General features: G+C 74.3%; 21 protein-coding genes, 1 rRNA gene and 1 pseudogene. 3 read left to right on the top strand and 20 right to left on the bottom strand.

Going from position 1 to position 25,372, the window contains the following annotated elements; translation table 11 throughout:
• Nucleotides 1-4: 4 nt before the first annotated feature.
• The 10 genes from ACI79A_RS17110 to ACI79A_RS17065 form a co-directional block, all read right to left on the bottom strand.
• Nucleotides 5-838: a carbohydrate ABC transporter permease gene (locus tag ACI79A_RS17110; protein ID WP_457084958.1), complete on the bottom strand. Its 834-nt coding sequence runs from the start codon at nt 836-838 to the stop codon at nt 5-7.
• Entirely contained in the window at nt 838-1,797 is a 960-nt protein-coding gene (locus tag ACI79A_RS17105) for a carbohydrate ABC transporter permease (protein ID WP_457084957.1), read from the bottom strand. The genes ACI79A_RS17110 and ACI79A_RS17105 overlap by 1 nt, the downstream gene beginning before the upstream one ends.
• Nucleotides 1,794-3,047, bottom strand: coding sequence for an extracellular solute-binding protein (locus ACI79A_RS17100; protein WP_457084956.1), 1,254 nt, complete (start codon nt 3,045-3,047; stop codon nt 1,794-1,796). Before ACI79A_RS17100 ends, ACI79A_RS17105 begins: the two co-directional genes overlap by 4 nt.
• A 184-nt stretch (nt 3,048-3,231) precedes the next feature.
• Nucleotides 3,232-4,503, bottom strand: a complete 1,272-nt coding sequence (locus tag ACI79A_RS17095; protein ID WP_457084955.1) for a DUF4032 domain-containing protein — start codon at nt 4,501-4,503, stop codon at nt 3,232-3,234.
• Nucleotides 4,504-4,697: 194 nt separating this feature from the next.
• Nucleotides 4,698-5,414, bottom strand: a complete 717-nt coding sequence (locus ACI79A_RS17090) for a TetR/AcrR family transcriptional regulator (RefSeq protein ID WP_457084954.1) — start codon at nt 5,412-5,414, stop codon at nt 4,698-4,700.
• A gap of 257 nt (nt 5,415-5,671) precedes the next feature.
• Complete coding sequence (locus ACI79A_RS17085) at nt 5,672-6,112, bottom strand: helix-turn-helix domain-containing protein (protein WP_457084953.1); 441 nt, start codon at nt 6,110-6,112, stop codon at nt 5,672-5,674.
• Between the two features lie 108 nt (nt 6,113-6,220).
• Complete coding sequence (locus ACI79A_RS17080) at nt 6,221-6,766, bottom strand: CinA family protein (protein ID WP_457084952.1); 546 nt, start codon at nt 6,764-6,766, stop codon at nt 6,221-6,223.
• Entirely contained in the window at nt 6,763-7,446 is a 684-nt protein-coding gene (pgsA, locus tag ACI79A_RS17075; RefSeq protein ID WP_457084951.1) for a CDP-diacylglycerol--glycerol-3-phosphate 3-phosphatidyltransferase, read from the bottom strand. The genes ACI79A_RS17080 and pgsA overlap by 4 nt, the downstream gene beginning before the upstream one ends.
• Before the next feature lie 4 nt (nt 7,447-7,450).
• Nucleotides 7,451-8,995 carry a 30S ribosomal protein S12 methylthiotransferase RimO gene (rimO, locus tag ACI79A_RS17070; RefSeq protein ID WP_457084950.1) on the bottom strand — a complete coding sequence of 515 codons (1,545 nt, stop codon included), beginning with the start codon at nt 8,993-8,995 and terminating at the stop codon, nt 7,451-7,453.
• 206 nt (nt 8,996-9,201) lie between these two features.
• The gene (locus ACI79A_RS17065; protein WP_457084949.1) at nt 9,202-11,718 is read right to left on the bottom strand and encodes a DNA translocase FtsK; all 2,517 of its coding nucleotides are present in this window, start codon (nt 11,716-11,718) and stop codon (nt 9,202-9,204) included.
• A gap of 111 nt (nt 11,719-11,829) precedes the next feature.
• On the opposite strand from ACI79A_RS17065, the gene ACI79A_RS17060 reads away from it, so the two are divergent.
• Complete coding sequence (locus ACI79A_RS17060) at nt 11,830-13,782, top strand: dipeptidyl-peptidase 5 (protein ID WP_457084948.1); 1,953 nt, start codon at nt 11,830-11,832, stop codon at nt 13,780-13,782.
• An 18-nt stretch (nt 13,783-13,800) separates the two neighbouring features.
• Here the strand turns inward: ACI79A_RS17060 and ACI79A_RS17055 are convergent, their stop codons facing one another.
• The 9 genes and pseudogenes from ACI79A_RS17055 to ACI79A_RS17015 all read right to left on the bottom strand — a co-directional run bounded on the left by ACI79A_RS17055 (nt 13,801) and on the right by ACI79A_RS17015 (nt 23,642).
• Nucleotides 13,801-15,240: a thioesterase domain-containing protein gene (locus ACI79A_RS17055; protein ID WP_457084947.1), complete on the bottom strand. Its 1,440-nt coding sequence runs from the start codon at nt 15,238-15,240 to the stop codon at nt 13,801-13,803.
• A 184-nt stretch (nt 15,241-15,424) separates the two neighbouring features.
• Nucleotides 15,425-16,714, bottom strand: a pseudogene (locus ACI79A_RS17050) (AMP-binding protein); the annotation flags it as partial.
• Nucleotides 16,711-17,475: a 4'-phosphopantetheinyl transferase family protein gene (locus ACI79A_RS17045; protein ID WP_457084946.1), complete on the bottom strand. Its 765-nt coding sequence runs from the start codon at nt 17,473-17,475 to the stop codon at nt 16,711-16,713. The gene ACI79A_RS17045 and the pseudogene ACI79A_RS17050, both read right to left, overlap by 4 nt.
• Before the next feature lie 42 nt (nt 17,476-17,517).
• Nucleotides 17,518-19,227, bottom strand: coding sequence for a ribonuclease J (locus ACI79A_RS17040; protein ID WP_457084976.1), 1,710 nt, complete (start codon nt 19,225-19,227; stop codon nt 17,518-17,520).
• 5 nt (nt 19,228-19,232) lie between these two features.
• Nucleotides 19,233-20,129, bottom strand: coding sequence for a 4-hydroxy-tetrahydrodipicolinate synthase (dapA, locus tag ACI79A_RS17035; RefSeq protein ID WP_457084945.1), 897 nt, complete (start codon nt 20,127-20,129; stop codon nt 19,233-19,235).
• Nucleotides 20,130-20,139: 10 nt separating this feature from the next.
• The gene (locus ACI79A_RS17030; protein WP_457084944.1) at nt 20,140-20,745 is read right to left on the bottom strand and encodes a dihydrofolate reductase; all 606 of its coding nucleotides are present in this window, start codon (nt 20,743-20,745) and stop codon (nt 20,140-20,142) included.
• 2 nt (nt 20,746-20,747) lie between these two features.
• Nucleotides 20,748-21,602, bottom strand: a complete 855-nt coding sequence (locus tag ACI79A_RS17025) for a thymidylate synthase (protein ID WP_457084943.1) — start codon at nt 21,600-21,602, stop codon at nt 20,748-20,750.
• 33 nt (nt 21,603-21,635) lie between these two features.
• A complete protein-coding gene (gene thyX, locus ACI79A_RS17020; RefSeq protein WP_457084942.1) occupies nt 21,636-22,388 on the bottom strand; it encodes an FAD-dependent thymidylate synthase in 753 nt (250 codons plus the stop codon).
• A 27-nt stretch (nt 22,389-22,415) separates the two neighbouring features.
• Nucleotides 22,416-23,642 (bottom strand): winged helix-turn-helix domain-containing protein, encoded by a 1,227-nt coding sequence (locus ACI79A_RS17015; protein ID WP_457084941.1) that lies wholly within the window; start codon nt 23,640-23,642, stop codon nt 22,416-22,418.
• 72 nt (nt 23,643-23,714) lie between these two features.
• On the opposite strand from ACI79A_RS17015, the gene ACI79A_RS17010 reads away from it, so the two are divergent.
• Nucleotides 23,715-24,284: an N-acetyltransferase family protein gene (locus tag ACI79A_RS17010; protein ID WP_457084940.1), complete on the top strand. Its 570-nt coding sequence runs from the start codon at nt 23,715-23,717 to the stop codon at nt 24,282-24,284.
• Nucleotides 24,281-24,958: a DUF2461 domain-containing protein gene (locus ACI79A_RS17005; RefSeq protein ID WP_457084939.1), complete on the top strand. Its 678-nt coding sequence runs from the start codon at nt 24,281-24,283 to the stop codon at nt 24,956-24,958. The genes ACI79A_RS17010 and ACI79A_RS17005 overlap by 4 nt, the downstream gene beginning before the upstream one ends.
• Nucleotides 24,959-25,284: 326 nt before the next feature.
• Here the strand turns inward: ACI79A_RS17005 and rrf are convergent.
• Nucleotides 25,285-25,372, bottom strand: a 5S ribosomal RNA gene (rrf, locus tag ACI79A_RS17000); the annotation flags it as partial.

The following is a 25,372-nucleotide window of genomic DNA, read 5'->3' as shown; positions in this document are numbered from 1 at the left end:
GGGATCAGCCCTTGACGGCGCCGTTGGTGAGGCCGGCGACGATGCGCCGCTGGAACAGCAGCACCAGGACGACGACCGGGATGGTGACGATCACCGCCGCCGCGGCGATGGCCCCGGTCGGGTCCTCGAACTGCGAGGCGCCGGAGAACAGCCCCAGGGCCGCGGGCACCGGCCGGGCCGCCTCCGTGGAGGTCAGCGAGATGCCGTAGACGAAGTCGTTCCAGGCGATGAAGAAGGCGATGATCGCCGTGGTGAAGACACCGGGTGCGGCCAGCGGGACGATCACCTTGCGGAACGCCTGCCAGCTCGTCGCGCCGTCGACCTGCGCGGCCTGCTCCATCTCCCAGGGGATCTCCCGGAAGAACGCCGACATCGTCCAGATGGAGATCGGCAGGGTGAGCGACAGGTACGGGATGATCAGCCCCGGCCAGGTGTCGTACAGGCCGATGTTCCGCCACAGGTTGAACAGCGGCGTGACGATGGAGATGACCGGGAAGATCGCCACCGCCAGGGCGGTGCCGAGGATGAATTTCTTGCCCGGAAAGTCCAGCCGGGCGATCGCGTAGGCGGCGAACATCGCCAGGATGCAGGAGATGAACGTCGCGATCAGGCAGATCCCGAACGAGTTCCGCAGCGCCGGGAGGAACAGGTCGCTGGCATCGCCGGTGAGGATCAGCGAGTAGTTCTCCGTCGTCGGGGTGCTCGGGAAGAACGACTCGTTGGCCAGGTCGCTGGGCGCCTTGAACGACAGCGAGACGATCCAGGCGATCGGCGCCAGGCAGTAGAGGACGATCCCGACCCCGGCAACGATCCACCAGGTGCGTTCCTTCGTGGACATCAACGACCCCCCGCCTGCGACAGATCGACCTTGAAGCCCTTGATGAAGCTGAACGCGATGAGCACCACCGCGAGGAACAGCAGCACCGAGACCGCCGACCCCAGGCCGATCTCCAGCCGCGAGATGGTCTGCCGGTAGGCCAGGAACGACACCGATTCGGTGGCGTTCGCGCCGTTGGTCATGATGAAGATGCTGTCGAAGACCCGGAAGGCGTCCAGGGTGCGGAACAGCAGGGCCACCATGATCGCGGCCTTCATGTTGGGCAGCGTGACCCGGCGCATGCGCTGCCACCAGCTGGCGCCGTCGACCTTGGCCGCCTCCTGCAGCACCTCCGGCACCTGCGCGAGCCCGGCCAGCAGCAGCAACGAGATGAACGGCGTGGTCTTCCAGATCTCAGCCAGGCAGATGACGAACAGCGAGCTCCAGGTGCCGCCGAACCAGTCCGTGTCGCCACCGATCCCCGGGATCCACCCGAACCAGCTGTTGATGAAGCCCGTCTGGATGTCGAAGGCGAACTGCCACGCGAACGCGGACACGACGGTGATCACCGCGTACGGGATGAGGATCGCCGCGCGCAGCACCGGGCGGATGGCGCTGAGCGCCTTCGCCATCACCAGGGCCAGCGCGAAGCCCAGCACCAGCTCGACGGCGACGGTGACCGCGGTGATGAACAGCGTCACCAGGATGGCCCGCCACCACAGCCAGTCGCTGAGGATGACGGCGTAGTTGGAGAACCCGGTGAAGGACCGGTTGTCCGGGTCGGTGAGCCGGTAGTCGAACAGCGACTCGTAGAACGCCTGCGCGATCGGGTAGGCGGTCACCAGCAGCATGACCACCAGTGCCGGGCCGGCCAGCAGCCAGCCCAGCCGGCGTTCACCGCGACTGCGGTCGCTGGTCGTGCCCTCCGGCGCGGAGACCGGCGCGGTCTTCTTGACCGGCGGGAGCGTTGTCTGGGTCACAGCAGTTGCTCCTTCCGCAGCACGGCGGTGATGAGCTCGGTCGCTTCCTCAGGTGTCCGCTGGGGGTCGACCGACGACGGCGGGTGGTACGACCGCTGGATGCCGCCGGACACCTCGCTGTAGTAGGGCGTCTGCGGCCGCGGCGCCGCCTGCTCCAGCGAGTCACGGATGACCGGGGCCATCGGGAACTCCTCCAGCACCGCCGGGTCGTCGTAGACCGTGGTGTCCGAAGCCGGGTTGCCGTTGGTGACGAAGTAGTACGACTGGTTCTCCGTCGAGGTGATGCACTCGGTCGCCTCGTAGGCGAGGTCGGGGTGCTCGCTGAAGGCGCCGACCCCGAGGTTGATCCCGCCGTACGGGGGCGCGCTCGGGGTGCCCTCGTCGACCTGCGGGTAGAGCGCCCAGCCGTAGTCCTCGGGCACCGAGGGATCCATCGTCCCGGCCTCCACGGCGCCCAGCGCACGCGGCCACAGGAACGGGTAGTTGACGTTGAACCCGCCCTCGGGGCCCTCGAAGGCGGTCGCGGTGGAGTCCTCGTTCGCCGTCGACAGCGCCGGGCCGGCCGTCCCGCTGGTGGCGATCATCCGCATCACCTCGGTGGCCCGCACCCCCGCCTCGGAGTCCAGGCCCAGCACGATCTCCGACGGGTCGGTCGAGTTCTCCGCGATGATCGAGCCACCCGCGGACTCGATCAGGGCGTTGAACCACACGGTCAGCGCCTCGGCCCGGATGCCCTGCACGCCCACCTGGACGCCCTGCTCCTGCGCGGCCTGGACGATCTGGTCCCAGGTGACCGGCTGGCTCATGTCCAGCCCGGCGGCCTCGGCGACCGACTCGCGGTACCAGAGGATCTGGGTGTTCGCCCAGAACGGGACCGCGACCAGCTCGTCGTTCCAGGTGGAGCCCTCGATCGCGCTCTCCACCACGTCCTCGGTCACCCGCTCGGCGACGTCCTCGGGCACCTCGGCCAGGAACCCGGCCTCGGCGAACTCGGGGATGAACGGCGGGTCCAGGCTCATGATGTCGATCGAGGAGTCGTTCGCCGCGAGCCGCCGGATCAGCTGCTCCCGCTGCTGGGATGCCTCGCGCGGCAACTGTGCGGTCTCGATCCGGTAGCGGCCCCCGGCCGCCTCGGTGCACCGGGCGGCGATCTCCGCCTGCCCTCCCGAGTCGGGGTTGGTGTACCAGGTCAGCGTGGGGGCGCCGCCCCCGTCGCCGCCGCAGGCAGCCAGGGCCGAGCTCAGCACCACCGCCGCGGCCGCCCCGCCCAGCCCCCGCCTCAGCGCCCTCCGGGGCGCCGACCGGGCCGGCCCGGCCCGTTCTCCGTCGGGACCGACTTCGTGAACATCGCCCACCGTCCACCGCCTCCGTTGGCGCCGGGGCGATCCGATGATCGCCGTGGATCTCGGAGAGTGGCCCAGCCCACAAAGACTGTCAAACGGGCGGAGACCCCTCGGTGACCATCTCGCTCCCGACCGCCGAACGGTGCGCCATCACCGACGGCGTGGTCAGCGCCGCCGGGGTGCGGGGCAGCTCGTGCTGGACGTAGGAACGCGCCGCCGTCCAGGTGCCGACGTCGAAGCCGGCCCGCTCGGAGAGGAACCAGCGGTGCTCCAGCACCTCGTGGAAGACCTCCGCCGGCGCCAGCCGGCCGGCCAGCTCCTCGGGGATCGCGTTGATGACGGGCTGGTACACCTCCGCCAGCCAGCGGTGGCCCGCGACCGTCTCCGGCACCGGCTCCCCGGCCCGCTGCTCGAGGTAGGCGCGGTAGGAGCGGACGTCGTTGAGCAGCCGCCGGGCCTGGTTCTCCTGCACCTCCAGGCCGGTGAGCCGGAACAGCTCGCGGCGGTTCTCCCCCGGCTCGGCGACGCGGGTCTCCACCCGCAGCCGGGCGCCCTCCGCGGAGGTGACCAGCTCGATCTCACCGACGTCGAAGCCCAGCTCGTTGATCCTGGCCAGCCGCTCGGCGACCCGGATGGCGGACTCGTCGAGCCGGAAGACCTCCTCCCGGGTCACCTCGTCCCACAGCGCCTCGTACCGGTCGGGGAGGCTGTTGGCGACCTCCAGCGGGTCGATCTCCTCGGGCAGCAGCTCCCCGGCCTGGAGGTCCATCAGCTCGGCGCCCACCCGCTCGCGGGCCAGTTCGACGTCGTAGGAGCGCTGGCCGTTGGACAGCCGGGGGTGCCGCTCGGCCGTCTCGGCGTCGACCAGGTACGCGGTGTACGCGCCGGCGTCCAGCCGGAACAGCGTGTTCGACAGCGAGCAGTCGCCCCAGTAGACGCCGGCCAGGTGCAGCCGGACCAGCAGCTGCACCAGGGTGTCCAGCAGCCGCTCGGCCGAGTCCGCGGCCCGCGGGCCGGAGAACAGGTAGCGGTAGGACATCGAGTACTCGAGGTACCGGGTGACCAGGATCGCCTCCTGGTCACCGGGCCGGTCGACGCAGATGCCCAGCACCGACACCGACGGGAGCCCTTCCTCCTCGAACTCGGTGAGCAGCGCGTACTCGTGGCGGGCCAGCGGCTCGGCGATCTCCTTGAGCGCGTAGACCCGCCCCTCGGCCACGGTGAACCGGACGACGTGCCGGGAGATGCCGCGCTGCGGGACGTCGAGCAGCAGGCTCTCGTTCCACTCCTCCAGCGGCTGGTCCCAGGGCAGGGAGAGCAGCCCGGCGGCCTCGGTGGCGGGTGGGCGGAAGAGGTACCGCATCAGGTCCTCCAGAGGGTGTGCGGACGGCGGATCGGCCGGGTCCGGGCGGGACGCCGTCGTCCTGGCGTCACGATGCCACGCCGATGGTGCGGCGAGCGGGCGCGGGCGCCGTCCTGGCTCACGCCACGTGCTCCTGGCTCACCTCGCACCGTGAGCCAGGAGCACGCACGATCAGCTGACCTGATCCCGGGCCGTCAGCCCAGGATCTGGCCGGTGATGACCGCTGCCTGCGCGGCCCGCTCCGCCGGCGTACCGGGCTGCAGCACCAGGCCGAGCAGCCACCGGCAGACCAGCTCGGCCTCCGGCCGGGAGATCCGCAGCGCCGAGGCCAGGGTGAGCACCACGTCGGTCCAGCGCCCGGCGTCCAGCGCCATCATCTGCACCAGCGTCTCGGGCTCGGCCTCCGCCAGCCGGCGCAGCACCGGGTGCGCACCGACCTCCTCGGCCAGGGCCGGGACGGCGACGGTGAGGGGCAGCTCCGCGGCCAGCGCGGCCAGCCGGTCCAGCTCGAAGGCGATCAGCGCCTGGGCGACGTCGTCCTTGGTGCGGAAGTGGTTGTAGAGCGTCGCCTTGGCCACGCCCGCCGCCGCCGCGACGTGCTGCATGGTGGCCTTGCGGACCCCCCGCTCGGCGAACGCGATCCGGGCGCCGTTGAGCAGGCCACGCCGGGTGCGGCTCATCGCGGACCCGGTGCGGATCGGCGCCCGGCGGGGGTCATGGGCGGCGGCGGGCGCCGTCGGGCGGGGAGCCGGGACGGCGACGGCGAGCGCGGGCACCGGCGCGGTCAGGTGGTGGCCGGGGACCGGTGGCTGGATCCGGCCAGCGCCCACCGGCACCGGGGTGGTCAGGTGCTGCCCGCCGGAGACGGCCGCCTCGGCGGCAGCGGCCTCGGCAGCGTCGGCCTCCAGCACGGTGGCCGCACCGCGACCCGCATGGGGCGCCGGCGACGCGGCGGACGACGACTGCGGAGAACGAGATCCCGGGGAAGACATGGACACTTTGTGCCCTCCCGGTCGCACTGGGTCAAGGATGTGGACGTCGAGCGCAGTTCGTGTCGCACCGCCGCGGTGACCGGTCCTGCCTCCTGGACGGTCGGGGGCGCACACGTCCAGGGCGCGACGGCTCCACTGCAGGGGCCCGCGAAGCGTGGGGGCAGCGAGGCCTTCCCTCAGGCGGCGAGGGAGACCGCGCCCGAGGCGCGGGCGGCGCGGGCCGGCTGCCCGCCGCCGACCAGGGCCAGGGCCGGCTCGGCGACCGGGGCGTCGCCAGCGGCTCCCGCCTGCTCGGTCGGCTGCGCCGCCTCGTCGCCGGCGGTCTCCTCGGCTCCGGCGCCGGGGACCGGGAGGGCCACCGGACGGACCGTGCGCCGCGCGGGCTCGGCCAGCCGCATCTCCAGGCTCACCTCGGCGAGGAGGTCGGCCAGCTCGACGTCCAGGGCGTCGCAGATGGAGGCCAGCAGCTCCGAGGACGCCTCCTTCTGCCCGCGCTCGACCTCCGAGAGGTACCCCAGGCTCACCCGGGCAGCGCCGGACACGTCTCGCAGCGTGCGCCGCTGCCGCAGCCGGTGTCCCCGCAGGGTGGTGCCGAGCTGGGTGCGCAGCAGCGTCATGGCCGTCTCCTGTCCACTCATCTCGAGCAGTCGCAACGAGCAGCTGCGGCGTCGACCGGCCGGGCCGGGAGGACGCCGTGCGCCCACGGTACGCGGACCGGCCCACCCTCACGCGCCGGGTCGGGCTCCGTCCGCTCCTGGCGTAACGCCCCGGCCACCGTCCGGCTTCCCGGGGTCCAGGCGCGCCAGCAGCCGCTGCGCCGCTGCCGCGACCGCACCCGCCCGCACCGCCGCCCGGTCGCCGGGCAGGTCGAGCTGGTGCACCTCGGTCCGCGCGCCGTCGCTGATGCCGACGTAGACCCGGCCGGGGCCGTGGCCGTCGACCGGGTCGGGGCCGGCCACGCCGGTGAGCCCCACGCCCCAGGTGGCCGCGCAGCGTTCCCGGATGCCCTCGGCGAGCGCGGCGGCGGTGGGCTCGCTGACCGGGCCGGCGGCGGCCAGCAGGTCCGCGGGCACCCCGGCCAGCGTCGTCTTCAGGTCGGTGGCGTAGACGACGGCGCCGCCGCGCAGCGTGCCGCTGGCCCCCGGAACGGCCGCCAGCGTGGCGCAGAACAGCCCGGCGGTCAGCGACTCGGCGGCCGCCACGCTCTCCCCGCGGGCCAGCAGGGCGGCGTGCAATCGGGCCACGGCGCCCTCGGCGGGCGGGCCGCTCACGCCGCGTTGTCCCGGCGACCGGGGTCGCCGGGGGTGGTGCCGCCGCTGCGCCGATCGGCCGCCTCGCGCATCGCCCGGGCGCTGGTACGGCGCAGGGTCAGCGCCCGGTAGACGTAGTCGATCCCGGTGATCACCGTGAGCACCAGCGCGGCCGCCATCACCCACCAGCGGGCCGACGCCAGCACCCCGGTCAGCGGCAGCATGTACAGCCCGATCGCCAGCGACTGCAGCACCGTCTTGGCCTTGCCGCCGCGGCTGGCCGCGATGACCCCGTGCCGGATGACCCAGAAGCGCAGCACGGTGACCCCGAGCTCGCGGAACAGGATCACCACCGTCACCCACCAGGGCAGCAGCCCCAGGATGGACAGCCCCACCAGGGCCGTGCCGGTCAGCGCCTTGTCCGCGATCGGGTCGGCGAGCTTGCCGAACTCGGTGACCTGGTTGGTGCGGCGGGCGATCATCCCGTCGTACCAGTCGGTGATGATCGCCAGCACGAAGAAGACCGTGGCCCAGATCCGGCGGTCGTCGTCCATGCCGCCGTCGGTGAGCAGCAGCAGGGCCAGCAGCGGCACCATGAGCAGCCGCAGCACGGTCAGCGCGTTGGGCAGGTTCACCAGCCGCGTGGACTGCGGGGGTGTGGCGGCCGGGTCGGCCCCGCCCTCGGGCACCGCCGCGCTCACGAGCTCAGGCTCCGGCCGCGGCGAGCGTCGAGGTGGCCGCGGCGAGCACCGGCGCCACCGCGACGGCGATCAGGTCGATGCCCTCGGTGTCGACCACCTCGGCCCGCACCAGCTGCCCGGCGACGGCGCCGGCCGGCACCCCGGAGAGGGTCGTCGTGCCGTCGGCGTCCGGGTCCTGGTGGGCGGCGTGGCCGGACCAGACCCCGGCGCCGTCGGTGGCGGAGAGGTCCTCGGTGAGCAGCACCTCGACGGTCGACCCGATCCGGGCCTCCGCCCGCTGGGCGGTGAGCTCCTCGACCAGGTCGGTGATGCGCCGGACGCGGGCGTCGATCTCGGCCTGGTCCAGCTTCCCGTCCAGCCGCTCGCCCTCGGTGCCCTCCTCGTCGGAGTAGCCGAAGACGCCGACGGCGTCCAGCCGGCCCTCGACGAGGAAGCGCTCCAGCTCGGCGACGTCGGCCTCGGTCTCCCCGGGGAAGCCGAGGATGACGTTGGTGCGGAAGCCGGCCTCCGGGGCGAGGGACCGGGCCCGTGCCAGCACCGCGAGGAAGTCGTCGGTGCCGCCGAATCGGCGCATCCGGCGCAGCAGCGTCGGCGAGGAGTGCTGGAAGGACAGGTCGAAGTAGGGCGCGACCCCGGGCGTGCCGGCGATGACCTCCAGCAGCCCCGGGCGCAGCTCGGCCGGCTGCAGGTAGGCGACCCGCACCCGGACGATGCCGGGCACCGCCGCCAGCTGCGGCAGCAGCTTCTCCAGCGAGCGCAGGTCGCCGGTGTCCTTGCCGTAGGAGGTGGAGTTCTCGCTGACCAGGACGATCTCGGTGACGCCCTCGGAGGCCAGCCACTGGGCCTCGCCCAGCACCTCGGCCATCGGGCGGGAGACGAACGCGCCGCGGAAGGTGGGGATCGCGCAGAAGGCGCAACGCCGGTCGCAGCCGGAGGCGATCTTCAGCGCCGCGGTCGGGCCGCTGGCCAGCCGACGCCGGCGCAGCCAGTCGTGGCCGGGCAGCGCCGGGACCGCGCCATCGCCGGACCGGCCCGACGCCACCACCGCGGTCCGCTCGACGGGGCTGATCGGCAGCAGCGTGCGACGGTCGCGCGGCGAGTGCGGCACGAGCGGCCGGCCGGAGAGCACGTCGTCGAGCCGGTCGCCGATCGCGGCGTAGTCGTCGAACCCGAGCACGGTCGCCTCGGGCAGTGCGCCGGCGAGCTCGTTGCCGTACCGCTCGGCCATGCAGCCGACGGCGATCACCTCGGCACCGGAGTCGGTGGCCTCCAGGATCGCGTCGAGGGAGTCCTTCTTCGCGCTCTCGATGAAGCCGCAGGTGTTGACCAGCACGGCGTCGGCGTCGTCGGCGTCCTCGACCAGCTGGTAGCCCTCACCGGCCAGCCGCCCGGCGAGCTCCTCCGAGTCGACCTCGTTGCGCGCGCAGCCCAGGGTGACCACCGCCACCCGGCGCGGCGCGGCGCCGTCGGCCGGCGGCTCCCCCGGCTGGCCACCGCTCCGACGATCGGTCGGGGCAGGGGCGGGAACGGAGCGGGGCAGAGCTGGCACCCGACCATCGTAGGCGCCGCTCCGCCGATCCCCCTCCCCGCCGGCGGGTGGTTGCCCACCCGACCCCGGCAAGACCCGCCCGCCGGCCACGCTGCAGGGTCCCGCGCCGAGCTCGCGAGGCGTGGGGGCAGCGTGGTCCTTCTAGTCGCCGCCGCGCAGGGTGAGCCCGGCGACGACCTCGCCCCCTGCCGCGGCCGCCAGCGCGATCAGCCCTCGCCGCCGCGCAGGGTGAACAGCACGCTCTCCAGCTCGTCGGGCTTGATCAGCACGTCGCGGGCCTTGGAGCCCTCGGAGGGGCCGACGATGCCGCGGCTCTCCATCAGGTCCATCAGCCGGCCCGCCTTGGCGAACCCGACCCGCAGCTTGCGCTGGAGCATGGAGGTGGAGCCGAACTGGCTGGTGACCACGAGCTCCACGCCCTGCACCAGCAGCTCGAGGTCGCCGCCGATGTCCTCGTCGATCTCCTTCTTCTCACCGGCCGCCGCGGTGAAGACCTCTTCCCGGTACTCGGGCTCGGCCTGCCGCTTGGTGAACTCGACGACCGCCTCGATCTCGGTGTCGGAGACGTAGGCGCCCTGCACGCGCATCGGCTTGCCCGCGCCGATCGGCAGGAACAGCGCGTCACCCATGCCGATGAGCTTCTCCGCGCCCGGCTGGTCGAGGATGACCCGGCTGTCGGTGAGGCTGGAGGTGGAGAACGCCAGCCGCGAGGGCACGTTGGCCTTGATCAGGCCGGTGACGACGTCGACCGAGGGGCGCTGCGTCGCGAGCACCAGGTGGATGCCGGCGGCGCGGGCCTTCTGGGTGATCCGGACGATCGACTCCTCGACGTCCCGCGGGGCGACCATCATCAGGTCGGCGAGCTCGTCGACGATGGTGAGGATGTACGGGTAGGGCTGGTAGACGCGCTCGCTGCCCGGCGGGGCGGTGATCTCGCCGCGCTCGACCTTCTTGTTGAAGTCGTCGATGTGCCGCACGCCGGTGGCCCGCATGTCCTGGTACCGCTGCTCCATCTCCTCGACCAGCCAGGCCAGCGCGGTGGCGGCCTTCTTGGGGTCGGTGATGATCGGCGTGATCAGGTGCGGGATGCCGTCGTAGGGCGTGAGCTCGACCATCTTCGGGTCGACCAGGATCATCCGCAGCTGGTCCGGGGTGGCCCGCAGCAGCAGCGAGGTCAGCAGCGAGTTGATGCAGCTGGACTTACCGGCACCGGTCGCGCCGGCGACCAGCAGGTGCGGCATCTTCGCCAGGTTGGCGCAGACGAAGCCGCCCTCGATGTCCTTGCCCAGCCCGACCAGCATCGGGTGCGGGTCGGCCTTGGCCACCTGCGAGCGCATGACGTCGCCGAGGCTGACCGTCTCGCGGTCGGTGTTGGGCACCTCGACGCCGACCATGGACTTGCCGGGGATCGGCGCCAGGATGCGGATGTTGTCGTTGGCGACGGCGTAGGCGAGGTTCTTCGTGAGCGCGGTGATCTTCTCGACCTTGACCGCGTTGCCCAGCTCGATCTCGTACCGGGTGACCGTCGGGCCGCGGGTGAAGCTGGTGACGGCGGCGTCGATGTTGAACTGCTCGAGCACCCCGGTGATCGCCTCGATGGCGACGTCGTTGGCCTTGGACTTGGCCCGCGGTGGGGTGCCCGGGCGCAGCACGCTGACCGACGGGAGGGTGTAGGTGCCCTCGACGGGCTGGATCCGGAGCTGCTCGGGCTCCTCGATCGGCGGGAGCTCCTCGGCCGGAGCCGTGCGGTCGACGACGGCCGGCCGGCGGACCGGCTCCGGCGGCGGAGGCGGCTCGTGCACGACCGCCTCGGGCGCGCCGTCCAGGGCAGCGGTGTCGATGACCCCGGTGTCCAGGGTGTCCTGCACGGCCGCGGCGGCGGTCTTGCGCCCGCGGCGGCTCCGCGGCGCGGGCTCCTCCTCCGGCTCGTCGTCGTAGAGCTCGTCGTAGTCCTCGTCGTACTCGTCGGTGTCCCGGCCGAGCTTCTCGTCGAGCCAGCCGCGCAGCCGCTCGGGCACCTGGTGCACCGGCGTGGCGGTGACCACGAGCAGGCCGAAGAAGGCCAGCAGCACCAGCAGCAGCACGGTGACCACCGGGCCGACCCCGGCCACCAGCGGGGTGCCGACCGCCCAGCCGAGCAGGCCGCCCGCCCCGCTGCGGTCGCCGTCGTTGAGGTCCGGGCCGGTCACGTGGGTGATGCCGACCACGGCGGCGGCGACGCAGACCCACCCGATGGTCAACCGGCCGCGGATCTCCGGCTGCGGTGGGTGGCGCAGCAGGCGCAGGGCCACCAGCAGCAGCACGACCGGCAGCGCGGCGGTGAGCACCCCGATGGCCCAGCGGACCCCGTCGGCCATCCCGGCGCCCACCGGGCCGATGCCGTCGGTCCAGGTCGCCGCGCCGAGCACGATGGCCAGGCCGAGCACGAACAGGCCGACGCCGTCCCGGCGGTGCTCCGGGGCCAGCGGCTCGGCCTCCGGGGGCCGGGCGACCGAGCGGGCCAGCCCCCCGGCGCCGCGGGCCAGCAGCGACCAGGCGCCGACGGCACCGCGCATCAGCGAGCCGCTGAGCGTGCTCTTCTTCTTGGCCGCCGGCCGGCGGGCGGCGGTGGAGCCGCCGCGCTTGGCCGGGGGACGCTTCTTGGCAGTGGACCCGCCGGAACGCGGGCGGGAGGAGGCCCCACCACGCGCCGGCGCCCGGTTCGACGTCGCGCGAGCAGGCATGCGTCGACGGTAATGGCCTGCGGGGTGGTGGTGGATGATCCCGGCCCCGCGTGTCCACCTCGGGCTTAGCCGGCACCCAGCGCGGGCGGTGCGCTGATTACCGTGCCCAGGGTGACCGAGATCCGCCCGTACGGCAGCTGGCCCACCCCGATCACCTCCGAGCTGGTGGTCCGCACCTCCGCGCGGCTGGGCGAGGTGGCCGTCGACGGAGCCGACGTCTGGTGGGCCGAGGGCCGCCCCGGCGAGGGTGGCCGGACGGTGCTCGTCCGCCGCTCCCCCGACGGGACGACGACCGACCTGCTCCCGCCGCCGTGGAACGCGCGCACCCGGGTGCACGAGTACGGCGGTGGGGCGTGGACCGTCGCCGACGGCACGGTGTGGTTCACCTCCTTCGCCGACCAGCGGCTGTACCGGGTGCCCCCGGGCGGCGAGCCGGTGGCGGTCACCGCCGAGCCGGCGATCCCGGCCGGGGTCCGGTTCGCCGACCTGGCTGTGGTGGACGGCGGCGCGGCGGTCCTCGCCGTCCGGGAGACCCACTCCCCCGGCGGCACGGCGGCGGACGTCGTCCACGACGTGGTCCGGGTCGGCGCCGACGGTGCGACCGAGGTGCTGGTGTCCGGCAACGACTTCGTCTCCGACCCGCGCCTCTCCCCCGACGGCCGGTCGCTGGCCTGGTTGCAGTGGCAGCACCCGGACATGCCCTGGGACGCCGCCGAGCTGGTGGTCCGCGGGCCGGACGGCGGCGAGACCGTGGTCGCCGGCGGGCGGTCGGGTGCGCAGCCCGAGTCGGTGGTGCAGCCGACGTGGGCGGCCGACGGCTCGCTGTGGTTCCTCGCCGACCGCACCGACGTCTGGTCGCTGTACCGCTGGCCCCCCGGTGGCGAGCCGGAGCTGGTGGTGGATGCCGGCACCGACATCGCGGGGCCGCAGTGGGTGTTCGGGCAGAGCCGGTTCGCCCTGCTGCCCGGCGGGCGGGTCGCGCTGGCGTACGGCCGGGACGGCGCCGACCGGCTGGCCGTGCGCGAGCCGGACGGGACACTGCGCGAGCTGCCGCTGGAGTACGCGTCCTTCGGTCAGCTGCGCGCCGACGGCGACGGCGTGGTCTGCGTGGCCGGCGGCCCGGCGGCGGAACCGGTGGTGCTGCGGGTCGCCCTGGACGGTCGGGCCGAGGTGCTGCGTCCGGCCCGCGACCTCGGGCTGGACCCGGCCTGGTTCTCCCGGCCGGAGCACGTCGTCTTCCCCACCGAGGACCGCGGCAGCGGGGTGGCCGAGGCCCACGCGCTGGTCTACCCGCCGACCAACCCGCAGGTCGACGGCCCGGACGGGGAGCTCCCGCCGTTGCTGGTGCTCGTGCACGGCGGACCGACCGCCGCGGCGTCGCCGGTGCTCTCGCTGGCCGTGCAGTACTGGACGTCCCGGGGCTTCGCCGTCGCCGACGTCGACTACCGCGGCTCGACCGGCTACGGCCGGCGCTACCGGGAGGCGCTGCGGGGACGCTGGGGCGTCGCCGACCTGGACGACGTCGTCGCCTGCGCGCGCTTCCTGTCCGGGCAGGGGCGCGTCGACCCCGCCCGGATGGCGATCCGCGGCGGCTCGGCCGGCGGGTACACGACCCTGGCGGCGCTGACCTTCCGCCCCGGCGTGTTCGCCGCCGGTGCCAGCCACTACGGCGTCGCCGACCTGGCCGCGCTGGCGGCCGACACGCACTCGTTCGAGTCCCGCTACCTCGACGGCCTGATCGCGCCGTGGCCGGCGGGCGCCGACGTCTACGCCGCCCGCTCGCCGATCCACGCCACCGACGCGCTGGACACCCCGCTGGCGGTGTTCCAGGGTGACGAGGACGCCGTGGTGCCACCGGCGCAGGCGGAGCTGATGGTCGCCGCGCTGCGGGAGAAGGGGGTGCCGCACGCCTACGTGCTGTTCGCCGGCGAGCAGCACGGGTTCCGCAAGGCCGACAACATCCGGGCCGCGCTCGACGGCGAGCTGTCCTTCTACGCCCAGGTGCTCGGCTTCGAGCTGCCCGCCGAGGAGGGCATCACCCCGATCGCCGTCGTCCGGCCCTGACCCGGCCCGTGCCCCTGCTCAGCGGAGGGTGGCCGACACCCGGGCGGCCAGCTCGTCCAGGTGCTCGGCGGCCAGCAGGTCCCAGTGGTCGCCGGGCACGTCGGTGGTCACCAGGTGAGGGGCCACGCGGAGCCAAGCGGCCATCGTGTTGCCGACGACGGGCAGCCGCTCGCGGGCCTGGTAGTAGGTGACCATCCCGTCGTAGCGGGACAGCTCGTGGTCCTCCACGGCGGAGAAGAGCCCCCGCACCATGGCCTGCACCGGGTCGGCGAACCGCCGCCGGAGGCCGGCCGGCAGGTGCCGGGCGAGGGCCTTGCGCGCCTTGGTGGCCGAGCGGGCGGTCTGCACCCGGCCCGCCCAGGAGTGGGCGCGGCGCTCGGCCGGCGTCAGGTTCGCCGCCGGGGGCAGGACGTCGAGCAGACCGACGTAGGGCACCTCCGCGCCGGCTGCCCGCAACCGGACCGCCGCCTCGTAGGCGACCAGCCCGCCGAACGAGTAGCCCAGCATGCTGTACGGGCCCTGCGGCTGGACCTGGTGGATGCCGGCCAGGGCGTCGTCGACGACGTCGGCGAGGGGCCGGCGCCCACCCCGGGCGTCGGTGACCGACAGCCGCAGGCCGTGCACCGGCCGGGCGGTGTCCAGCCGGCGCACCAGCCCGGCGTAGGAGTTCAGCTGCCCCCAGGCGTCGGCGACGACGAACACCGGCCGGCCGGTGCCCGGGCGCATCGGCTCGACCACCTCGGGGGTGGCGGCGCGGGCGGCGGCGGCGAGCCGGGTGAGCCCGGCCAGCGTGGGGTGGCGGGCGAACTCGTCGATCGGCACCTCGGCGCCCAGCTCGGTCCGCAGCCGCCGCAGCAGGTCCACCGCCTGCCGGGAGGTGCCGCCCAGGTCGGTGAAGTCGTCGTCCGGCTCGGCTGCGCGGAGCCCGAGCGCGGCGCACCACTCCCGGGCGACCCCGCGGCGCAGCTCCTCGTCCCCGTCGCCCGGGGTCGCCCCGCTGACCGAGCGCTCGACCGGAGGCGCGGCCGGTGCGGCGGACGGCCGTCCCGCCACCGGGACCGCGGCGCGGATGGCGGCCACGCAGCCCGGGTCCCGCAGCGCGTCGAGGTTGGGCACCGGGTCGCCGTTGACCGCGTCCCGCGCCGCCCGGTACGACTGCTTGCCGTTGTGGGTCACCGGCAGGCCCGGAACGGCGACCACGAGCGCCGGCACGTGCGCCGCGGACGCCTCCCGGCGCAGCGTCCGCCGGATCGTGCGGTCCAGCGCGGCGTCCAGCTCGGCGCCGGGGGCGAGGACGACGAGCAGCACCATCCGGGTCCGCCCCGGGTGAACGGGGTCGCGCTGCTCGACCGGCATGGCGTCGGCCACCTCGGGCACGGCACGCAGTGCGGCCACCACCTCGGCGGGGCCGATCCGGACGCCGTCGACGTTCAGCACCCCGTCGGAGCGGCCGTGCACGCGGGCGACCCGTCGGCGGCGACGTCCACCAGGTCGCCGTGGGTCCAGCTGCCCGGGTGATCGGCGAAGTAGGCGGCGTGGAACCGGGCGCCGTCGGGGTCGGCGAGGAAGCCGACCGGCCCACGACGGGCTCCCCCCGCTCGTCGACGGCGGCCACGTCCAGCCCCAGGCTCAGCGACTGGGACCGCCCCCGCCGCACGGGGAGCTCGGGGTGGCCGAGCACGAAGCAGCCGATGATGTCCGTCCCGCCGGAGATCGACTGGAGGGGCTGGGGTCCCACCGACTCGGCCACCCAGTCGAACTGCCACTCGTGCAGCACCGACCCGGTCGACAGGACCGCGCGCACCGCGGTGAGGTCGACCCGGTCACGCGGGCGGTAGCCGGCGTCCTCGCACAGCTGCAGGTAGGCCGGGCTGGTGCCGAAGACGGTCACGCCCTCCTCGGCCACCAGCTCCCAGAGGGTCTGCGGCCCGCGAACGGGACCGTCGTACAGCACCACGGACGCACCGACGGCGAGCGCGGACAGCTGCCAGTTCCACATCATCCAGGCGGTCGTGGTGTGGAAGTACATCCGGTCCGCCGGACGCAGGTCACCGTGCAGCCGGTGCTCCTTGACGTGTTCCAGGAGCGTGCCGCCGGCGCCGTGCACGATCGCCTTCGGGGGCCCGGTGGTGCCCGAGGAGAACATGACGAACAGCGGGTGGTCGAAGGGCAGCCTCGGCCAGTCGTGGTGCCGCCCGCCGGCGGCCCGCGCGACCAGGTCGGCGAGGCGGTCGACCGGGACGACCGGGTGCTCGGGCAGCGGACCGTCGTCGAGGACCAGCACCCGGCGCACCGTCGGCAGCCCGCCCAGCAGCTCCGCGAGGGCTGCCGTTCCGGTCTCCGGCCCCGCGGACCGGTCCAGCAGCAGGGTGGACGGCTCGACCTGCCCGAATCGTCCCAGCAGGGTGGCGGTGCCCATGTCCGGGGTGGACGTCGACACCGTGGCACCCACGGCGGCCAGGGCCAGCACCGCGACGGTGACCGCACCGTCGTTCGGCCCGATCACCGCGACGCGGTCACCGGGGCCGATGCGCAGGGCGGCCAGGGCATCGGCCGCGCCGGCGACCGCCTCGCGGAGCTCCCGCCGGGACCAGCGCTGGGCCGGGGCCGCGGCGTGCAGCGAGGTGAGCGCGGGGGCGTCGTCGTCGACCCAGGGCAGCGGCGCCAGGAGCGCATCGGCGTAGTTGAGCGTGACCGCGGGGAAGAACCGGGCGGTCTCGACGTCGTCCCCCGTCAGCGCGGGGTCGGCCGACCCCGACCAGGGCAGGCCCGACCACTCCAGCAGGAGACGCCAGAACGCCTCGGGCCGCGCCACCGAGAAGGCGTGCAGGTCCGTCGAGCTGTCCAGGGGTTGCCCGGCCAGCTGCTCGCAGGCCACCCGGAAGGCGGCCAGCTGGGTGGCGGTGGACCGCTCGTCGGCGATGGACGTCATGGGGTGCTCCCTCCTGCGGGGACGAGTTCGAGCGGCCGGGGCACCAGCGGACCGCGGTGCAGCGGTCGGCGGCGCGAGCAGGCGAGCCGGCCGACCGTCCCCGGCGGCGTGACCAGACCCGTCACCGCCCACCCGCCCACCCGCACGGGTGTGCCGGCGAAACCGGGCTCGACCAGCGCGGGGGCGACCGTCAGGCCCCACCCGCCCGCCTTGAGGACGGCCTCCTTGCCGGCCCAGGCACGGGCGGCCGCGGTCGCCCGCTCGCCGGCGGGCAGGGCGAGCAGCGCGACGGCCTCGCGCTCGGACAGCCAGCCGTCCCCGAGGAGCTCCGGAGCCCAGGGGGTCACGCGCTCCAGGTCGATCCCGACCCGGACACCGCGGCCCACCGCGACCAACCCCGTCGTGCCCGAGGCGGTGCAGGTGACGTCGAGCCCCGCCGCCGGTCCGGGCACCTCGGGCCGCCCGGACGGTCCGGTGGTGAGCGGCACCTCCGCCGGCGAACAGCCGAGCTCGCGGGCGGCCGCCGTGCGCAGGGCAGCGCGCAGCGCGATCCGCCGCCGACGGACCGGTTCGGTCCCCCGGTCCGCCCGGGCCCGCTCGGGAGGCGAGAGCAGCGCCGACGCGGCCTCCAGGGCGTCGTCCGGCAGGTCGAGGGCCGCCTGCCAGACGGCGACCGCACCGCTCCGGTCGCGGCGCGGGACGGTGCCGCACGCCCCGATCCGTCCGCCGTCCCCGGGACACCGGCGGGCTCCCCGGACCACGACGGAGGCCGGGCCCCCGTGGCCCCGGGGACACCGCCCGGGTCAGACCTCGAGGACGGTGGGGATGATCATCGGGCGACGGCGGTGCCGGTCACTCACCCACTTGCCGACCGTGCGGCGGATGACCTGCGAGAGGCGGTGCGGATCGACCTCGCCGTCGGCCAGGGTGCGGCGCAGGTTGTCCTCGACCAGGGCGAGCACCTCGTCGAAGGCCGACGGGTCGTCGGAGAAGCCCCGGGTCGACAGGTGCACCGGCCGGACGATCGTGCGGGTCGAGGGCTCGATCACCACGGTGAGCGCCACGAAGCCCTCGTCGCCGAGGATCCGCCGGGCCTGCAGCGACTCCTCCCCGACGTCCCCGACGTTGACCCCGTCGACGTAGACGTTGCCGATCGGCACGCTGCCGACGATCGCGGCCTTGCCGTCGACCAGGTCGACGACCACACCGTCCTCGGCGAGCAGGATCCGGTCTCGGGCCATGCCGGTCTGCTCGGCCAGCGCGGCGTGCGCCCGCAGGTGCCGCCACTCACCGTGCACCGGCATCAGGTAGCGGGGCTTGGCCACGTTGAGCAGGGTGCGCAGCTCACCGGCCGGGGCGTGCCCGGAGACGTGCACCCGCGCCGTCTCCTTGTGCACCACGGTGGCGCCCAGGCGGGCCAGCTGGTTGATCACCTTGTAGACGGCGGTCTCGTTCCCCGGCACCAGCGAGGAGGCCAGGATGATCGTGTCGCCGGCCTCGATGGTGATCTGGTGGTGCTCCCCGCGGGCCATCCGCCCCAGCGCCGACAGCGGCTCGCCCTGCGAACCGGTGCTGACCAGCACCACCTGCTCCGGCGGCATGGCGGCGGCCTCGTCGAGCTTCACCATCAGCCCGGGAGCGACGCGGAGCAGGCCGAGGTCCTGGGCGACGCCCATGTTCCGCACCATCGACCGGCCCACGAGGGCGACCTTGCGGCCGTGCTTGACGGCGGAGTCGAGCACCTGCTGGATGCGGTGCACGTGGCTGGCGAAGCTGGAGACGATCAGCCGCTGGGTGGCGCGCTCGAACACCGAGTCCAGCACCGGGCCGATCTCCCGCTCCGAGGTGACGAACCCGGGCACCTCGGCGTTGGTGGAGTCGCTCAGCAGCAGGTCGATGCCCTCGACGCCGAGCCGGGCGAAGGCGCCCAGGTCGGTGAGCCGGCCGTCCAGCGGCAGCTGGTCCATCTTGAAGTCACCGGTGTGCACCAGCGTGCCCGCGGGCGTGTGCACCGCGACCGCCAGCGCATCGGGGATCGAGTGGTTGACGCTGATGTACTCGGTGTGGAACGGGCCGGCCACGTGGTCGTCACCGGCGGCGACCTCGACCAGCACCGGGTCGATGCGGTGCTCGCGCAGCTTGGCCTTGACCAGGGCGAGGGTGAACCGGGAGCCGATGAGCGGGATGTCGGCGCGCAGCCGCAGCAGGTAGGGGATGGCGCCGATGTGGTCCTCGTGCCCGTGGGTCAGCACGACGCCGGCGACGTCGGCCAGCCGGTGCTCGATGACGCCGAAGTCGGGGAGGATCAGGTCGACCCCGGGCTGCTCGGCCTCCGGGAAGAGGACGCCGCAGTCGATCACGAGCAACTGCCCGTCGAATTCCAGGACCGCCATGTTCCGGCCGATCTCGCCCAGCCCGCCCAGGGCCATCACCCGCAACCCGCCGGACGCCAGCGGCGGCGGGGCCTTGAGGTCCAGGTGCGGCTGCAGCGCCTGCTGGCCGGGCGGGGGCATCGAGGTCACAGCTGAACTCCTCCGTGGGCGAGGTCCTCGCGCAGCTGCGCGAGCTCCTCGGGTGTCGCGTCGACCAACGGGGGGCGCACCGGGCCGGCCGGCAGGCCGAGCTCACGCAGCGCCGCCTTCACGGTGATCACGCCCTGGGTGCGGAACACACCGGTGTAGACCGGCAGCAGGCTCTGGTTGACGGCGCGGGCCGTGGCGAGGTCGCCGGACTCCACCGCGGCGACCAGCTCGGCGAGGCGCGAGCCGACCAGGTGGCTGACCACGCTGACCACCCCGACGGCCCCGACGGCCAGCAGCGGCAGGTTGAGCATGTCGTCACCGGAGTAGTAGACGAGGTCGGTGCGGGCGAGGGTCCACTGCACCGCGCCGAGGTCGCCCTTGGCGTCCTTGACCGCGACGATGTTCGGGTGCTCGGCGGCCCGCACCAGGGTGTCCACGGCGATCGGGATCCCCGAGCGGTGCGGGATGTCGTAGAGCATCACCGGCAGGTCGGTGGCGTCGGCGACCGCGGTGAAGTGCCGGAGCAGCCCGGTCTGCGGTGGCTTGTTGTAGTACGGGGTGACGACGAGCAGCCCGTCGACGCCGAGCCGGGCAGCGGACTGCGCCTTCTCGATGGAGTGCGCGGTGTCGTTGGTGCCGACGCCGGCGATCACGGTGGCCCGGTCGCCCACGGCGTCGAGCACCGCCTCGAGAACCGCGTGCTGCTCGCTGTCGCTGACGGTGGGCGACTCCCCCGTCGTCCCGAAGACGACCAGGCCGTCGTTGGACTCGCGGTCGACGAGGTGGGCGGCGAGCTCCTGGGCGCCGGCGAGGTCGATCGTGCCGTCCTCGGCGAGCGGGGTGACCATCGCCGTGATCACGCGCCCGAAGGGCCGGGCGGGGTCGGTGGTCATGCCCGCGAATCTACCGGCCCGCGCCGACGCCGCCGTCGGACCGTCCGGCCACCGCCCACTGCTGCCGGTGCTCGGCCAGCACGGCCGGCACCGGCCCGGTCGGCGGGGTGCCGCGCCGCCACGACGAGACGCGGAACCGGAGGCCGCCGGCCGAGGTCACCCACCCGCTCGCCGGCACCCGCGGGCCCTGCACCCAGGCGGGCCCCAGCGGCGGGGCCCAGGTGTCACCGGGCAGCTGCACGTCCACCTCGGTGACGACCACCTCCGCGGCGTGCGGCAGGAACGCCGCGTAGACCGTGCCGCCGCCGATCACCCACAGGTCGTCGTCGCGGGCGAGGACCTCCTCGACCGACCGGGCCACCGGGACCCCGGCGTCGGCCGGGTCGAGCGTGCTGCTCAGCAGCAGGTTGGTGCGCCCGGGCAGCGGCCGGGCGCGCGGGGGCAGCGACTCCCACGTCCGCCGCCCCATCACCACGGTGCCGCCCAGGGTCAGCGCCTTGAACAGCCGGAGGTCCTCCGGCAGGCGCCAGGGCAGGTCGCCGTCGGTACCGATGACCCCGTCGGTGGTCTGCGCCCACACCATCCGGATGGTGCGGCCCGCGCTCGACGACGCCACGGTCAGACGGCCACCGCGCCGCGGATCGCCGGGTGGTGCCGGTAGTCCAACAGGTGCAGGTCCTCGTAGGTGTGGTCGAACAGCGACGGGGCCGGGTCGGTGGTCAGCCGCGGGAAGGGCAGCACCTCGCGGGAGAGCTGCTCGCGCACCTGGTCGACGTGGTTGGTGTAGACGTGGCAGTCGCCGCCGACCCAGATGAGGTCGCCGGGCTCCAGGCCGACCTGCTGGGCGACCAGCTGGGTGAGCAGGGCGTAGCTGGCGATGTTGAACGGCACCCCGAGGAACATGTCGGCGCTGCGCTGGTAGACCTGGCAGGACAGCCGTCCGTCGGCGACGGCGAACTGGAACAGCGTGTGGCACGGCGCCAGGGCCATCTCCGGCAGGGCGGCGACGTTCCACGCCGAGACCACCATCCGTCGCGAGTCCGGATCGGTGCGCAGGGTGTCCAGCACCGCGGCGAGCTGGTCGACCGTGCCGCCGTCGGGGGTGGGCCAGGAGCGCCACTGGACGCCGTAGACCGGCCCCAGGCTGCCGTCCTCGGCGGCCCACTCGTCCCAGATGGAGACGCCGTGCTCCTGCAGCCAGCGGACGTTGCCCTCCCCGCGCAGGAACCACAGCAGCTCGTAGGCGACCGACCGGAAGTGCACCTTCTTCGTGGTGACCAGGGGGAAGCCGGCGGAGAGGTCGTAGCGCAGCCGCTCGCCGAACAGGCTCAGCGTGCCGGTGCCGGTGCGGTCGGACTTCGGCGTGCCGGTCTCCAGCACCCGGCGCAGCAGGTCCTCGTACTGGGTGTCGACGGCAGGGCCGGAGCCGGGGGCGTCGGAGCGGGAGGTGTCGAGCTGGGCGGCCTCGGCCATGGTCTCTTCCTTCTCTCGATCGTCGGTGCGCACTCAGCCCTCGGTGACGTAGGGGCTGGCCGCCACCTCGGTGCCGTCGGCCAGCGCGCTGACCCGGAAGTCACCGAACACGGAGGGGGCGACCCGCTGCAGCTCGCGCAGGCAGGCGACGGCGAGCTCGCGGATCGCCACGTCGGCGTGCTCGCTGGCGCGCATGGCGACGAAGTGCCGCCAGGCACGGTAGTTGCCGGTGACGACGATGCGCGTCTCGGTGGCGTTCGGGAGGACCGAACGGGCCGCCTGGCGGGCCTGCTTGCGGCGCAGGGTGGCGTTGGGGACGTCGGCGAACCGCTGCTCCAGCCCGTCCAGCAGTTCGGCGTAGGCGGCCAGCGCGGCGTCGGTCGCGGCCAGGAACCGCGCGTGCAGCTCCGGGTCCTCGGCGATCACGGCCGGCTCGACGACGGCAGCGCCCCGGTCGGGCACGTGACGCTGGGAGAGCTGGCTGTAGGAGAAGTGCCGGTGCCGGACGAGCTCGTGGGTGAGCGACCGCGACAGCCCGGTCAGGTACATCGTCACGCTGGCGTGCTCGAGCACCGACAGGTGACCGACCTCGAGGACGTGGCGCAGGAACCCGGCGTTGGTCGCCGTCGCGGGGTTCGGCTTGTCCCAGGACTGGTAGCAGGCGCGGCCGGCGAACTCGGCGAGGGCCTGACCGCCGTCGGCGTCGGTCTCCCAGGGGACGTCGTCCGGCGGGGTGAACCGGGTCTGGGCGATGACCTGCACCTGGAGCGGAGCGATCGCGGGCACCTGTCGAGGGTACGGGGGCGGCACCGCTCAACCTGCCGATGCCCGGACGGCGAGCGCGGCCGTCAGCCCCGGCGAGAGGTCCCCGGCACCGGCCACCGTGACGTCGGCCAGCGCGAGCCAGCCGGCCATCAGCCGCAGCTCGGCGGCGAGCTCGGCCGCCACGGCACCGTGGTCGACGCCCGGCTCGGCGTGGGCGGCCTGCACCCGGAGCACCTCGGCCTGGCGGTCGGCCTTGAGGTCGACCCGGGCGACGAGCCGGTCGCCGAGGAGGAACGGCAGCACGTAGTAGCCGTGCACCCGCTTGTGCGCGGGGGTGTAGATCTCCAGCCGGTAGCGGAAGCCGAAGACCCGCTCGACCCGGGGGCGTTCCCACACCAGCGAGTCGAACGGGCTGAGCAGCGCCCGCGCCCGGGTCCATCGCGGCCTGCGGGCCAGCGGGTCGACCCACGCCGGCCGCCCCCAGCCGGCCACCTCCACCGGCTGCAGCTCCCCGGCGTCGGCGAGCTCGGCGATCGCCGTCCGGGCGTCGACCGGGGCCAGCCGGAAGTAGTCGCGCAGGTCGGTCTCGGTGGCGACACCGAGCGCGCGGGCGGCGGTGCGCACCAGCTCGCGGATGGCGTCGGCCCGGTCGGGGGTGGGTGTGTCGACGACTGCGGCGGGCAGGACCCGCTCGGTCAGGTCGTAGACCCGCTCGAAGGAGGCGGTGCGGGCGCGGGCGGTGAGCGCGCCGGTGAAGAACAGGTACTCCAGGGCGGCTTTGCCGGCGTGCCAGTTCCACATGCTCCCGGGGCGGTTCGGGCGCGCCTCCTGCAGCTGGCTCGCCCGCAGCGGCCCCTCCTCGCGCACCCGGTCCAGCAGGGCTGCCACGTACTCCGGCCGTTCGCGCTGCACCCGGGTCATCGAGCCCCAGGCCTCACGGTCGGCGGCGCCCATGCGCCACCTCAGGCAGGGCTGCAGGCGGGCCGGCAGGAACGACGCCTCGTGCGCCCAGTACTCGAACAGGTCGTGCCGGCGGTTGGAGAAGGCGTCGAGGGCCGCCCGGTCGTAGGGACCCAGCCGGCTGAAGTAGGGCAGGTAGTGCGACCGGGACAGCACGTTGACCGAGTCGATCTGCACCACGGCCAGCCGCTCTGCGGTACGCCGGAGCTGACGGGTGCCGACCGCGCCGCTGGGACGTGGGTCGGCGAACCCCTGGGCGGCCAACGCCATCCGCCGGGCGAGGGCGGCGGGGAGCCGCTCGACAGCCGTGGTCACGCGCTCGATCCTGCCCTGGGGGTACGACGAGCGCGGGTCGGGCCGGAGCCGCCGACGACCTAGGCTGCCGGAGTGCACCTGCCCCCGCTCCCCGGCCCGCGCGGTCGCGCAGAGGTGTCGGTGCGCCCGGCCGTGGCGGACGACGCAGCGGCGATCGCCCGGGTGCAGGTCGTCACCTGGCGCACCGCCTACCGCGAGGTGCTGCCCGACGAGGTGCTCGACGGGTGGGACGACGACGCGGCGGCGAGCACCTGGCGCCGGGCCGTGGACACCCCGCCGTCGCCGGCCCACCGGGTGTTCGTGGCCCAGGAACGGGAGTCCGTCGTCGGGCTGGCCGCCTGCGCCCCCGCGGACGACGATCCCGGCTCCGGTCTGCTCGAGATCGTGGCGCTGGCCGTGGAGCCCCGCTGGGGACGGCGGGGGCACGGCAGCCGCCTGCTGGCCGCGGTCGCCGACGCGGCCCGATCGCTGGGCGCGCCCGGACTGGTGATGTGGCTGCCGGCGGCAGACACCGTCACCGCCCGCTTCCTGGCCGGCGCCGGGTGGGCACCCGACGGGTGGACCCGCATCCTGGACGCGGGCAGCGCGACGGTGCCCCAGGAGCGGTGGCACAGCTGGTTCGACGACGACACGCGACCGTGAGGAGCAGGGTGGGCTTCAGCGGCTTCCCCGACGAGGGCCTCGTCTTCTACGAGGGCCTGGAGGCGGACAACAGCCGGGCGTACTGGACGGCGCACCGCGCCGACTGGGAGGCCCACATCCGCGGCCCCATGCAGGCGCTGGTCGACGAGCTCACCGGTGAGTTCGGCACCCCGAAGCTGTTCCGCCCCTACCGCGACGTGCGCTTCAGCCACGACAAGACGCCGTACAAGACGCACCAGGGCGCGGTGCTGCACCCGCACGGAGCGGGCCTGGGCTCGGTGTACGTGCAGGTGTCCGCGGACGGGCTGCGGGTGGCCGGGGGCTGCTGGCGGCTGCAGCCCGATCAGCTGGAGCGCTTCCGGCGGGCCGTGGCCGACGACCTGCAGGGCCCACGGCTGGTCGCCGAGGTGGAGCGGCTGCGTGCGGCAGGGTTCGACATCGATGGCGACCGGCTGGTGCGGTCTCCCCGTGGGTGGCCGGCCGACCACCCACGCATCGAGCTGCTCCGGCACAAGGCGCTGCACGGGTCCCGGCAGTGGGAACCCGCTGAGTGGCTGCACACCGCCGCGGCGCTGGACCGGGTGCGCGACGCCTGGCATGCGTTCGCCCCGTTGAACCGGTGGTTGGACGACAACGTCGGCGCGACGACGGCGCCACCGGATCGTCGCCGTTGATGGGATGCGGCGCCACCGCGTGTCCGGGGGTTCTTCCGTCACGTGACGCCGATCAGCGGGTGCCCGCGGGCCCGGGACCGTCGTGCCCCTTCTCGGCGCCGAACGCGGGCGGGGGCTGTCCGCGTGGACTCCACCGTCGATGTCGGGGCCCGGGCTGCCGCGTGGAAGGCGCGTGAGCCCCACCGCCGCGCTGCCGCTCCTGGCGCGGACGCCGGGCCCTCGCCCGGTCGGTGACCGTGCCCGGAGTCCGTGCGGCCGGTGACCGACCCCGGAAACGCCGGAACGGAGCCGCAGCCTGTGGCTGCGACCCCGTTCCGGGAAAGATTGTCCGGCGGCGTCCTACTCTCCCACCCGGTCCCCCGGGCAGTACCATCGGCGCTGAAAGGCTTAGCTTCCGGGTTCGGAATGAGACCG

The organism is Modestobacter sp. SYSU DS0657 (assembly GCF_054050925.1).
The sequence above is the reverse complement of the archived record's forward strand: the minus strand, read 5'-3'. Positions and strand labels throughout refer to the sequence as shown.